Here is a 13,192-nt window from a genome sequence, read left to right as displayed (position 1 = left end):
TTCAACCTCTTAAATAAACAACAAAAGGCTTCGTCCAGAGCAAGCCGTAACGAAGCCTTTAATTTACCAAGTCACACTTGGCAATAAATATTAATTCGCTAGTGGTAAGTTAACTAAACTCAGTTCACCATCACGTGTGATAACAATTAGTTTATCACCCGCTGTAATTGGCTCGACGTAGAAACCTGAACTATCGAATTCACTGCGCGATACAAGATCGCCGGTTTCTTTATCTAACCAGTGTAGGTTACCTTCTTGGTCACCCGTTACTAGATAGTTGCCAAATACTGTTGGACCAGTCAAAAACCAACCATTTAAAGCTGGTTGACTCCAACGTTCAATACCTGAGCTTGCATCTAAAGCATAGATAGAACCTTGGCTATCTACCAAATAGATATTGCGACCATCAACGGTAAAATCGCGGTAGCCACTGTATTCACGCTTCCAAAGCACATTACCTGAGCGAATATCAACAGCTACTAAGTTGCCGTTATACGCCAGTGAATAAACCGTTGAACCCTGTACAACTGGTTGCGTATCTACATCCGCCAAACGTTCAAACTCTGATGCACCTTGTGGAATTGCAACGTCAGCTTGCCACGCTAAAAAGCCGTTTTCTGCGATAACTACTGACAGCTTACCGTTCTCTTCACCAAAGATAACGCCGCCGTTTGCTGATTGCGGAGAGCTAATGCCACGTAACGTAAGTGCTGGCACTTCATGCTCATACACCCAACGCTGTTCACCTTCATCTGGATGTAGTGCAACTAACTTACCTGAACCTAAATTCACATAAATTAAGCCATCGCCTGCAGCAGGTGCTGAAAGTGCTTCGCCTGGCACTTGTTTGCGCCAAGCAAGTTCACCGGTTTCACGATCAAGTGCAATCACTTCACCGCGTTCTGTGCCCACAAAAATCTTGCCGTACGCTTCGCTTAAGCCACCCGATAGCTTAGCGCTATCGTCATCTTCCCATGGCCAAAATGCAGGGTTTTTACGTACATCACTGCGCCAAAGTTCTTTGCCACTGTTAATATCAATTGCTTTGATTTCACCACGACGTGACGCAACAAATACTGTGTCTTTGTAAACCACTGGCGAAAGACGCGAAAAATAATGTTCAACACCAGAACCGACACTAGTTTGCCATACGCTATCAGCTTCAAACTGATTAACGATTTCAGGCAGTGTTAACTCGTCTTCTTCATCATCACTTGATGAACAGCCAGTTAAGCCAAGTGTTAACAGCAACAAGGTTGCTAAGGTAATTTTTTTCATAAATCACCTACAGCGTCTGAGCAACAGCTAGATTATCCAATTTAACTTGAAGAAGCTGATTTTGCGTTTCACCTGCCGCATCAAGTGCTGCTTGGTATGCTAAACGTGCATTGTCTTTATCGTCTTTAGCAAGGTAGATGTCACCTTTAAGCTCTTCTACTTGTGCTTTGAACGCTTCTGGCAACGTTGTGTTTAGTTTTGCAAGTGCCGCGTCAAAGTTTCCTTCAGCAAGTTCAATACGTGCAATACGTGTTGTAGCAATAGCTTTCAACTCAGCTTTTGGTGCATTTGTTACAATCCACTCTAGCTTTTCTTTTGCTGCACTGTAGTCTTTTGCATCAACTGCTTCACGTGCGCTTACAAACGCTGCTAATACAGCATAGCTAGAATCTTTATACTCAGTTAAAAATGCGTCTGACTTTGCAAGTACGTCAGAGTTCTCTTGACCTGCCGTCGAGATTAATTGCGTGTAGGCATCCGACGCTGCTTCAGCGCTATCAATTTGCGATTGGTTATATGCTTTCCAGCCATATAAACCACCTAAACCTAGCACTACACCGGCAATCAGAGATGTGCCATTTTCACGGAAAAATCGTTTTATTGCTTCTGCTTGTTGTTCTTCTGTTGAATAAACTTCCATTCTAACCTCTTATACCAAGCCTGTTAGCAACTCGGCTGCTTGATCTAAATTTAGTGTTTGTTGTTCTTGATGCTCGCGTAAGTGTTTTACAGTCACTTGGTTATTTTCAAGTTCACTGTCACCGATAATCAGTGCGTATACAGCATCGCTTTTATCTGCGCGTTTTAATTGTTTCTTAAAGTTACCGCCACCGGCATGCACTGTAATGCGTATTCCTGGTACTTTTTCTCGTAACTTCTCGGCAATAACAGGTGCTTGAATGCTTGCTGCATCCCCCATTGCCGCAATGTAAACATCACTGGTGCGACGAATTTCGCCTACACAGTTAAGCTCTTGCAACATCAGCACTAAACGTTCCATGCCCATTGCAAAACCCACTGCAGGTGTCGCTTTACCGCCTAGTTGTTCAACTAAGCCATCGTAACGACCGCCAGCGCACACTGTACCCTGTGCACCTAAACTTTCAGTAACCCATTCAAATACAGTGCGGTTGTAGTAATCTAAACCACGTACCAGTTTTTCATTAACCTGATATTCGATGCCTGCAGCATCTAAACGTTCACATAAATTTGCAAAATGCTGTTGTGACTCTGGGTCTAAGTGTTCAGATAGCTTTGGTGCATCAACTAAAACTGCTTGCACGTCTGGGTTTTTACTGTCGAGTACACGTAATGGATTTGAGTGCATACGACGTTTTGAATCTTCGTCTAATGCATCAATATTTTGCTCAAGGTAAGCCACAAGTGCATCACGATATTGCGCGCGTGCTTCATTTGAGCCAAGTGAGTTAAGCTCTAATCGAACGTAGTCACTAATACCAAATGCTTTCCATAAACGTGCCGTCAAAATAATTACTTCAGCATCGATGTCCGCAGTTTCAAAGCCAAAAACTTCTAAGCCAAACTGGTGAAACTGACGGTAGCGACCTTTTTGAGGTCTTTCGTGGCGGAACATTGGGCCCATATACCAAAGGCGCTGCTCTTGATTATACAGTAACCCATTTTGGTTACCTGCTCGCACACATACCGCAGTACCTTCAGGGCGTAATGTTAGGCTGTCACCATTACGATCTTCAAAGGTGTACATTTCCTTTTCAACGATATCGGTAACTTCGCCAATTGAGCGTTTAAACAAATCAGTTGATTCAACAATTGGAAAACGAATTTCCTGATAACCATACGATGCAACTGTTTCGCGTAAAATGCTTTCAACTTTTTGCCATACCTGAGTATCACCCGGTACACAATCATTCATGCCGCGAACTGCTTGGATTTGTTTTGCCACGCTGCTTTTACCCTATTGCTAATTAAATGCATGGGGCGAATATCGCCCCAGAAAAAAGAAGATTGTCAATTATACTCAACGAGACTACTTACTCAACTAACTTAACGTCTATTTGTTGTTCAGTGTCTTTTTTTGCGATGTAATCGCGAATTTGCGTTTCTAGTTGGTCAACAATTTGCGTATTATCAATACGCGTTTTTTGACGCTCACCATTGATATACAATCCAGAACGCTTATTGGCTCCCGCTAAACCTAAATCGCTCACCAGTGCTTCGCCCGGACCATTTACCACACAGCCAATAACCGAAACAGTCACGGGTTCGATAACGTCTTCTAAACGCTCTTCGAGCTGATTCATCGTGCTTACCACATCAAATTCTTGACGTGAACAGCTTGGGCAGGCAATAAAATTAATACCGCGAGAGCGAATACGCAAAGATTTTAAGATATCAAAACCTACTTTGATTTCTTGCACTGGGTCGGCTGCAAGTGAGACACGTAACGTATCACCAATACCCTCGGCTAGTAACATGCCTAGTCCAACCGCAGATTTAACTGAGCCCGCTCTAAAACCACCGGCCTCGGTAATCCCCAAATGCAACGGCTGTTCAATTTCTTTCGCAAGCAATCGATACGCACCCACCGCCAAAAATACATCTGACGCTTTTACCGATACTTTAAAGTTATCGAAATTAAGACGCTTTAAAATATTGACATGACGCATCGCTGATTCAAGCAATGCTTCAGGTGTTGGCTCACCGTATTTTTCTTGGATATCGCGCTCTAGCGACCCACCATTCACGCCAATGCGAATAGGAATGTTCTTTTCGCGTGCAGCATCAACAACCGCTTGAATACGCTCTTCACTGCCGATATTACCTGGGTTAATACGCAAACAATCAGCACCATATTCAGCAACTTTTAGCGCGATACGGTAATCGAAGTGAATATCCGCTACCAGCGGAATATCAACTTGCTGTTTAATTTCTTTAAATGCTTCAGCCGCGTCCATTGTTGGCACAGAAACACGTACAATATCCGCACCTGCTGCTTGAATTGCATTGATTTGCGCAACCGTAGCCGCGACATCGGTAGTTTCGGTATTGGTCATTGACTGCACGGCAATCGGTGCGCCATCGCCAATTGGCACGTTACCTACATAAATGCGTTTTGATTTGCGGCGTTTTATCGGAGATTCTGAAAACATACTTTTTACTCACTCAACGGCAGGCTAAATTTGGCGAGTCGATTAGTTGGGAAATGTGACATATCAACTAACTCACCATTAAACTCAACATCAACAATATAGTGCTTGCCCAGCACCACATTAAATGGCGCTTTACCATCTAATGTCATGACATAGCCTTTTTTCTTAACACCAAATGCGACACGCTCGCCATCGGCATCAAAAATCTCGACCCAGCTATCATCTTTAAACGTCATCACAATAGTACTGACGTTTTTCTTAGTATTTCTTTTCTTTTCAGCCACCGCCGGTTTAGTTACTTCTGGCTGCTCAGCTAACGTGGTTTCAGGTTCTTGACTGCTCGTTTGCTGAGGTTCGTCATCGCTTAATTGCGATATTTCAGCAAGGTTTATTTGGTTTGCGGCTTTACGCTCAGTTACGACCGGTACATTACTGTTTTCTTGACTCGGCGTTTCAACCACCGTTTTGCTTGTCTCAGCTTCCGTTGGCGCTGGTTCGCGGTTTTGCCACCAGATAAACAACGATGAACCGAGTATTAGCGCAATAATTGCGTAACTAAAAAGCATTAATCGGTTATCTTTTGCTTCGCGTTCCGTGCGTCTTGAAAAGCTCTGCATTCGCTTTTCGGTTTCTTCCCTTTGGTGCCTAAACTGCGACATTAGTTGCGCTTCGTTTAGGTTAAATTCGCGACAGTAACTGCGAATATGGCCTTTTACAAAAGTGACGGGCCCTAACTGGCTGTAATCGTCACATTCAATGGCTGAAATTTGTTTTGCTGTTAACTTTAACTTGTGTGCCATTTCATCAATTGAAACAGCGTGTTGCTCGCGAGCAGTTGCTAACTGCTCACCTAAACCTGTTGTTGGTTCTTGAGCTAATACTTCTTCGGTCATAGTGCGTAAGTTTTAGGATTTACTAACAAGATTTTTTTACCTGGGCTTAATGTTGCCGATTCTTGAATCTCGTTCCACTCAGCAAGCGACTTCATGCGTAAGTTGTACTTCACAGAAATACTAAATAAAGTGTCGCCATCTTTAACCAAGTGGTAAATATTCGGATTATTGAGATAAATTTTTGTGCCAGCAAAAACCGGATCGTTTTCTGTTAAGCCATTCCATTCAAGTAACTTAGCTAATTTAACATTGTATTTAACCGATACCGAGAACAGGTTTTCACCACCTTTCATCACGTGATACGGCGTTTCAACCAGCTTAAGCGGAAGACGCTGTGGATCTGCTGATTGTTGCTGTGCTTTAGTTTGCGCAACAACCACTTCATTTTTTGCAACTTGTGTAGTTGGCTTAGCAACTTCCACTTTTACTTGTGGTTCAATCTCGGCTTTGCTTGGAGTTACTTCTGGTTGCGCTTTACGTTTAACCACTTTTACTTGTGGCTTAGCAACCACCGATTTACCATCTGGGTTAAGCTCTTTTTTAAGCTTGCTTAACTCATTTTTGCGGTATTTTTCGCGTAGACGCTCAAATTCACTGTCAGATGTTTTCTTAAGTTTGATCTGTTGCGCTTCAATAGAGTTACTGTAGGTTTGCTGTAGCGTTAATGCCAATGTGTTGGCTTTTTCGATATGCCCCATACGGTTTTCAATTAAGTATGACAACATTAACGAGCGCGAAGAGATACGACCTGATTTTTCATAACGATTCATAAATGTTTGCGCGCGATGTAAATCGCTTTTGGCATAATAAATCGCAGACAAGTTAACCAGTGAAGAGCCGCGTGATGGGCTGTGTTTTACTGAAGCTTCAAGATATTCTTCCGCCTCATCAAACTCGTTATTTTCAATCGCACATAACGCTAGGTTTTCATAACTTTGCGAAACGCGCAGATAGCTTGGAATTTCGATTGCACGCAAAATGTATTCTGACGCTTCATCGTACTCACCTAAACCACATAAAAATACACCATAGTTATTTAGTGTATTTGGATCGTCTGGGGCAATATCAATCGCGCGTAAATAAGATTCTTTAGCAAGTTCATTTTCACCCACTTGCTGATAATAATACGCAGTGGTGTAATGAACCTCAGGTAATTTAGGCGCAAATTTAGCGGCACGCTCTAAGTTATATTTTGCTTGTGTGCTATCGCCAGAAGCTAAGTATTTTAATGCTAATGAAATGCGTGTTCTTGCCGCTTCATCGTTATCAATTCGATTTTCGACAACTGGTTTATCACTACCAACATAAACACTTTCGGTTACACATCCTGTTGTTGCTAATAGCGCAACACCTACTAATATTGAACGACGCATAGTTATACTCATTTTCTGACAATTATCTCAATTCTACCCGAATTAGCCTCGGGATCATCTTATTTTTTCTAGATCCTTTACGGGTTTACCGTATTGACACTAATTTTATTATCGTCGAGTTGCTTTTTCTTCATTACACGCTTAGTACGATCCACAACATCACCCACTAACTGACCACATGCGGCATCGATATCATCACCACGTGTACGGCGTACAATACAAGTTAAACCAGCTGCTTGTAACACTTTAGAGAAACGGTCAATACGACTGTTACTTGAACGGCCGTATTCGTTGCCCGGGAACGGGTTAAATGGAATCAAGTTAATTTTTGATGGCGTGCCTTTTAACACTTTAACTAGCTCGTGTGCATGATCTGTGCTGTCATTCACACCTTGCAGCATAACGTACTCAATAGTGATGTCTTTGTTTGCTTTAGAGCCGTCAATATAGCGACGACACGCAGCTAAGAACTCTTCAATTGGGTACTTCTTGTTGATTGGTACAAGTACGTCACGCAATTCATTATTCGGCGCGTGAAGTGAAATAGCTAATGCAACGTCGATTTTTTCTTTTAAGATATCCAGTGCAGGAACAACGCCTGAGGTACTTAAAGTAACGCGACGTTTAGATAAACCAAATGCCCAATCATCCATCATCAGTTCCATTGCTGGAACAACATTGTTGAGATTAAGTAGTGGCTCACCCATGCCCATCATTACCACGTTGGTAACTGGTCGCTTCGTTGAATCGCCATGTAAACCAATATCTTTTGCAACACGCCAAACTTGGCCAATGATTTCAGACACTTTTAAGTTACGGTTAAAGCCCTGTTGCGCTGTTGAACAGAAAGTACACTCAAGTGCACAACCAACTTGTGATGAAACACATAATGTTGCACGATCTTTTTCAGGGATCCACACTGTTTCAACTTCTTGACCACCTTCAAGCACTAATGCGTACTTAATTGTGCCATCTGAAGCCACTTGCTTAACTGAAATTTCAGGCGCTTTAATTTCACATTCTGCGTGTAGTTTAGCTTTTAGCTTTTTGTTGATATTCGACATTTCATCAAAGTTATCAATGCCGAAATGGTACATCCATTTCATTACCTGATCGCCACGGAACGGCTTTTCACCCCATGAAACAAATAACTCTCGCATTCCTTCACGGGTTAAATCTAATAAATTAATTTTCTTTTCCGCAGCACTCATAACTCAGACCCTAGTACGTAATACAACTTTATATTAGCTGATATATCAACTTTGCTTTACTTTTACATTTGTGCAGCCGGCGCATTAAGCCAAGTACCGTAAATTTAAAGCAAAGTTGACACTGTGACTAAAACAGGCTGTTTTAGTTCAAAATGACAAGAAAAGGGCTAAAGAGCCCTTTTCTACTGCATTAACCTAAGCTAATGCATGTTTGTCTACGTCGTTAAAATTAACGAGTACGTGGACAGATTTCTTCGTCAGAGAAGAAGTATGCGATTTCGCGAGCAGCTGATTCTACAGCGTCTGAACCGTGTACTGCGTTCTCGTCAATGCTGTCTGCGTAGTCAGCACGTAAAGTACCAGCTAGTGCTTCAGCAGGGTTAGTAGCACCCATGATTTCACGGTTTTTAAGTACTGCGTTCTCACCTTCAAGAACAGTAACCATTACTGGACCAGATGTCATGAACTCAACTAAAGCACCGAAGAAAGGACGCTCGCTGTGCTCAGCGTAGAAACCTTCAGCTTTTTCTTTTGAAAGGTGAACCATTTTAGCTGCAACGATTTTAAGACCAGCAGTTTCGAAACGGTTGTAGATAGCACCGATGTGGTTTTTAGCAACTGCATCAGGTTTTACGATAGAAAAAGTACGCTCTAAAGCCATCTTTTATGCTCCATAAATAATTAATGATTTTAACGGCCGCGAATTATACGCATATTTGTGTGAAAATCCTATTAAAACCGAAAATAATCTGATTACTTTTCCAACAAAGTAAGAAAAATATACAAACATAATCACCTCAGCACTAATTCAATACAGCGAAACAAAACACCTAGGCTAATTTGATCTATATCAAAATTCTCAATTTGTCTGTGCGTTAGAATTGCCCGCTTTTTTAATCATGCAACTGGCCAGCACCCAGTTCGATGTATGAGGACACGTCAATGAACACACCTTTTGTACCTGAATTACTGTCGCCTGCAGGTAGCTTAAAGAACATGCGTTATGCCTTTGCCTATGGCTCTGATGCGGTATATGCCGGTCAACCTCGCTATAGTTTACGCGTGCGTAATAATGAATTTGACCTTGATAACTTAGCGCTCGGGATCAATGAAGCACACGATTTAGGTAAAAAGCTTTATGTGGTATCAAATATTGCGCCGCATAATGCCAAAGTTAATACCTATTTGCGCGATATTGAACCAGTTATTGAAATGGGCCCCGATGCATTAATCATGTCAGATCCTGGATTAATTATGCTGGTACGCGAAAAATGGCCAGATATGCCAATTCACCTTTCTGTTCAAGCTAATGCTGTAAACTTTGCAACGGTAAAATTTTGGGCCCAACAAGGGGTTGAGCGCGTTATTTTATCGCGTGAGTTATCACTTGAAGAAATTGGCCAAATTCGTGAGTTATGCCCTGAAACCGAGTTAGAAGTATTTGTTCACGGTGCACTATGCATGGCGTACTCAGGTCGTTGTTTGCTGTCTGGTTATATTAATAAGCGTGACCCAAACCAAGGTACCTGCACCAATGCATGTCGCTGGGAATACGATGTAAAGCCGGGTAAAGAAACTGAAACCGGTGATGTTGTGCATAAAATTGATCCGAGCTCAGTGATCCCAACGCTAGGCCAAGGCGCCCCAACAAGTGAAGTGTTTATGTTGGAAGAACAAGGCCGCCCTGGCGAATACATGCCTGCGTTTGAAGATGAACATGGCACTTACATTATGAACTCGAAAGATTTACGTGCAGTGCAATACGTAGATCAGCTAACCAAAATGGGTGTTCACAGCTTAAAAATTGAAGGTCGTACTAAGTCGTTTTATTACGTTGCGCGTACCGCGCAAGTTTACCGTAAAGCCATTGACGACGCTGTTGCCGGTAAACCATTTGATCCTAACTTGATGCGCACCTTAGAAAACCTTGCGCACCGTGGATACACCGAGGGCTTTTTAAAGCGCCATGTGCACCAAGAATACCAAAACTATGAATATGGCCACTCAGTGTCAGACAAGCAGCAATTTGTTGGTGAAGTGTTAGGTCGCCACAACAACGGTCTGGTTGAAATTGATGTGAAGAACAAGTTCTGTACTGGCCATTCAATGGAACTTATGACGCCACAAGGTAATATTCAGTTTACCTTAGATCATATGGAAAATAAGAAAGGTGAACGCATTGATGATGCTAAAGGTTCAGGCCATATTGTAAAAATTCCATTACCGGAAGATATTGAACTTGATAAAGCGATTCTATTAAGAAATTTAGATTCAGACCAAGATACGCGTAACCCTTTTAAAAAGGCCTAGTATCATGGCATTGATGATAAATTCGAAGTGTATCAATTGTGATATGTGCGACCCTGAGTGTCCTAATCAGGCCATTTACATGGGTGATAAAATTTATCAAATTGATCCAGACAAATGCACCGAGTGTGTTGGACATTACGACCAACCGACTTGTGTCAGCGTTTGTCCGATTGACTGTATTAAAAAAGACCCACAGCATGTTGAATCTCTTGATGAGCTAGCCGAGAAATTTATTCGCCTAACATCAAACTAATAACGGCAATTACAGTTACTTTGGAAAGAAAAAACCGAGCATATTTGCTCGGTTTTTTATTATTTTAATGTGCTAATTAGAGTCAACTGGCTCTAACTGCAGCTTACTGGCAATTAATACCGCTTGCGTGCGGTTGTAAACACCCAGTTTTCTAAATATTGCTGTGATATGTGCTTTCACTGTCGCTTCCGAAATATTCAGTTCGTATGCAATTTGCTTGTTTAACAAACCTTCGTGTAAATAGCTGAGCACTTTGTATTGTTGCGGTGTGAGTGATGCAATTTGCTGCGCAAGCTCTGCGTCTTGTTCAATCACTTCTTCAACTTTATCAGCCATTGATTCTGGCAACCAGGTTTCACCATCTAGAATCTCTTCGATTGCAGCGGCAATTTGTGCTGACGATGACGATTTTGGAATAAAACCAAGGGCACCATAACTCATTACTTTTGAAACGATTTGAATGTCTTCGGTGCCAGAAACAACGGCAATCGGTAAATCGGGGTAATCTTCACGAATACGAATTAGACCATATAAATCGCCGCTACCGGGCATGTGTAGGTCTAGTAATAATAAATCGAGCTCTTGTTGTTGTTCTAGTACTTGCAGCGTTGTATCAAAGCTCTCAGATTCAAATATCTCTAAATCATCGAAACTGCCATTTAAAGCCCCTTTAAGTGCTTCGCGAAACAAAGGGTGATCATCCGCTATCAAAAACTTGCTCATATATGACTCCTAATAAAAAGGCTGTTATCCCTGATAACAGCCTTAATGTTACTGTGAGTTTAATTGATTCACAAACCTTTTAGCGGTTTAGGCGGTTTTCAATTAGCTCCTCTACAACACTTGGATCGGCAAGTGTTGATGTATCACCTAGCTGTTGGTATTCATTTGCAGCGATCTTACGTAAAATACGGCGCATAATCTTACCAGAGCGTGTTTTTGGCAAACCTGGTGACCATTGGATCATATCTGGTGTTGCTATTGGACTAAGCTCTTTACGAACCCAATTGCGTACCTCTTTGGTTAATTCGTCGCTTACTGCTATGCCGTCATTCGGCGTAATGTAAACGTAAATACCTTGGCCTTTAATATCATGTGGGAAGCCAACAACCGCCGCTTCAGCAACCGCTTCGTGTGCTACTAACGCGCTTTCAATTTCAGCTGTACCTAAACGGTGACCTGAAACATTTAGTACGTCATCTACGCGGCCTGTGATCCAGTAATAACCATCTTCATCACGACGACAACCATCACCTGTAAAGTAAACGCCCGGGTACGCTGAGAAATAAGTTTGCTCAAAGCGTTCATGATCACCGTAAACAGTACGCGCTTGTGACGGCCAGCTATCAAGAATAACTAGGTTACCATCTGTTGCACCTTGTAATGTTTCACCCTCGGCATCGAATAGCGCCGGCAAAATACCAAAGAATGGACGTGTTGCTGAGCCTGGTTTTAAATCTGTTGCACCTGGTAGTGGTGTAATCATCATACCGCCAGTTTCAGTTTGCCACCATGTATCAACGATTGGACAACTGCTGTTACCGATATTTTCATAATACCAAGCCCATGCTTCTGGGTTAATTGGCTCACCTACTGAACCTAAAATACGCAGTGATTCACGTGTAGAAGAAGCTGTTGGCTCATCGCCTTTCGCCATTAATGCACGAATGGCTGTTGGTGCGGTATATAGTATAGTAACGTTATGCTTATCAACCACTTCACCCATACGACCTGATGATGGATAGGTTGGTACACCTTCAAATACAACCTGAGTACAACCATTCGCCAGTGGCCCATAGGCAATGTAACTGTGACCGGTGATCCAGCCCACATCTGCGCTACACCAGAAAACGTCATCTTCTTGTAAATCGAAAACATATTGATGCGTAAGCGAAGTATAAACTAAGTAACCTGCCGTGCTATGCACAACGCCTTTAGGTTGACCTGTTGAACCTGAGGTATAAAGAATAAATAATGGGTCTTCGGCATCCATTACTTCTGGTTCGCAATTTGTTGCTTGGTCAGCAACTAAATCATGCCACCAAACGTCTACATCATTCCATGCAACATCGCCACCTGTAAGCTGGTGCACAACAACGTGTTCAACACTTGTAACGCCAGCTTGCGTTAATGCTTCATCAACGTTTGCTTTTAATGGAACGGCATTACCACCGCGACGACCTTGGTCAGATGTGATAACCACTTTCGCACCAGAATCTTGAATACGGTCTGCAATTGCTGAAGGAGAAAAACCACCAAACACAACTGAATGCACTGCACCTATACGAGCACACGCTTGCATTGCATAAATTGCTTGTGGCGTCATAGGCATATAAATCGCAACGCGATCGCCCTTTTGCACGCCTAGCTTACGTAAACCATTTGCTAGCTTACACACTTCATCATGAAGTTGCTGATAAGTAATATTTTCAGAATGTTCAGGGTTATCACCTTCCCAAATGAGCGCAACTTTATCGGCTTTATCTTTTAAGTGACGGTCAATACAGTTATAAGACACATTCAGTTGACCATCTTCATACCAACGGATATCAACATGGCCTTTATCAAATGAGGTATTTTTAACTTTGGTATACGGCTTAATCCAGTCTAGTCGCTTACCTTGCTCACCCCAAAATGCTTCAGGGTCGTCAATCGACCATTGATATAGTTCGTTATATTTTGCTTCGTCAATTAACGCTGCTTCTTTAACAGACGCTGGTACTGGGTAAATTTCTTGTGACAT

The 13,192-nt window shown here is 42.2% G+C and carries 12 protein-coding genes; 2 read left to right on the top strand and 10 right to left on the bottom strand.

Features of this window, described 5'->3' with window-relative positions:
* Positions 1-90: 90 nt before the first annotated feature.
* The 8 genes from bamB to ndk all read right to left on the bottom strand — a co-directional run bounded on the left by bamB (position 91) and on the right by ndk (position 8,547).
* Complete coding sequence (gene bamB / locus PSPO_RS03205) at positions 91-1,278, bottom strand: outer membrane protein assembly factor BamB (RefSeq protein WP_010560876.1); 1,188 nt, start codon at positions 1,276-1,278, stop codon at positions 91-93.
* Positions 1,279-1,285: 7 nt separating this feature from the next.
* Positions 1,286-1,918, bottom strand: coding sequence for a YfgM family protein (locus PSPO_RS03200; protein WP_010560877.1), 633 nt, complete (start codon positions 1,916-1,918; stop codon positions 1,286-1,288).
* 9 nt (positions 1,919-1,927) lie between these two features.
* Positions 1,928-3,202, bottom strand: a complete 1,275-nt coding sequence (hisS, locus tag PSPO_RS03195; RefSeq protein ID WP_010560878.1) for a histidine--tRNA ligase — start codon at positions 3,200-3,202, stop codon at positions 1,928-1,930.
* A gap of 88 nt (positions 3,203-3,290) precedes the next feature.
* Positions 3,291-4,409, bottom strand: a complete 1,119-nt coding sequence (gene ispG / locus PSPO_RS03190) for a flavodoxin-dependent (E)-4-hydroxy-3-methylbut-2-enyl-diphosphate synthase (RefSeq protein ID WP_010560879.1) — start codon at positions 4,407-4,409, stop codon at positions 3,291-3,293.
* A gap of 5 nt (positions 4,410-4,414) precedes the next feature.
* Positions 4,415-5,302 carry a RodZ domain-containing protein gene (locus PSPO_RS03185; protein ID WP_010560880.1) on the bottom strand — a complete coding sequence of 296 codons (888 nt, stop codon included), beginning with the start codon at positions 5,300-5,302 and terminating at the stop codon, positions 4,415-4,417.
* Positions 5,299-6,675: a type IV pilus biogenesis/stability protein PilW gene (gene pilW / locus PSPO_RS03180; protein ID WP_010560881.1), complete on the bottom strand. Its 1,377-nt coding sequence runs from the start codon at positions 6,673-6,675 to the stop codon at positions 5,299-5,301. Before pilW ends, PSPO_RS03185 begins: the two co-directional genes overlap by 4 nt.
* Before the next feature lie 77 nt (positions 6,676-6,752).
* Positions 6,753-7,886, bottom strand: a complete 1,134-nt coding sequence (gene rlmN / locus PSPO_RS03175; RefSeq protein ID WP_010560882.1) for a dual-specificity RNA methyltransferase RlmN — start codon at positions 7,884-7,886, stop codon at positions 6,753-6,755.
* Between the two features lie 229 nt (positions 7,887-8,115).
* Positions 8,116-8,547 (bottom strand): nucleoside-diphosphate kinase, encoded by a 432-nt coding sequence (gene ndk, locus PSPO_RS03170; RefSeq protein ID WP_010560883.1) that lies wholly within the window; start codon positions 8,545-8,547, stop codon positions 8,116-8,118.
* Positions 8,548-8,828: 281 nt separating this feature from the next.
* Between ndk and trhP the strand changes: the two genes are divergently transcribed.
* Both trhP and PSPO_RS03160 read left to right on the top strand, forming a co-directional pair.
* The gene (gene trhP, locus PSPO_RS03165; protein WP_010560884.1) at positions 8,829-10,196 is read left to right on the top strand and encodes a prephenate-dependent tRNA uridine(34) hydroxylase TrhP; all 1,368 of its coding nucleotides are present in this window, start codon (positions 8,829-8,831) and stop codon (positions 10,194-10,196) included.
* A 4-nt stretch (positions 10,197-10,200) separates the two neighbouring features.
* On the top strand, positions 10,201-10,449 hold the full coding sequence (locus PSPO_RS03160) for a YfhL family 4Fe-4S dicluster ferredoxin (RefSeq protein WP_010560885.1): 249 nt from the start codon (positions 10,201-10,203) through the stop codon (positions 10,447-10,449).
* Positions 10,450-10,521: 72 nt separating this feature from the next.
* Here PSPO_RS03160 and PSPO_RS03155 read toward each other — a convergent pair whose 3' ends face one another.
* Both PSPO_RS03155 and acs read right to left on the bottom strand, forming a co-directional pair.
* Positions 10,522-11,172: a response regulator transcription factor gene (locus PSPO_RS03155; protein WP_010560886.1), complete on the bottom strand. Its 651-nt coding sequence runs from the start codon at positions 11,170-11,172 to the stop codon at positions 10,522-10,524.
* A 79-nt stretch (positions 11,173-11,251) separates the two neighbouring features.
* A complete protein-coding gene (gene acs, locus PSPO_RS03150) occupies positions 11,252-13,192 on the bottom strand; it encodes an acetate--CoA ligase (RefSeq protein WP_010560887.1) in 1,941 nt (646 codons plus the stop codon).

The organism is Pseudoalteromonas spongiae UST010723-006 (genome assembly GCF_000238255.3).
GTDB lineage: Bacteria > Pseudomonadota > Gammaproteobacteria > Enterobacterales > Alteromonadaceae > Pseudoalteromonas > Pseudoalteromonas spongiae.
The sequence above is the reverse complement of the archived record's forward strand: the minus strand, read 5'-3'. Positions and strand labels throughout refer to the sequence as shown.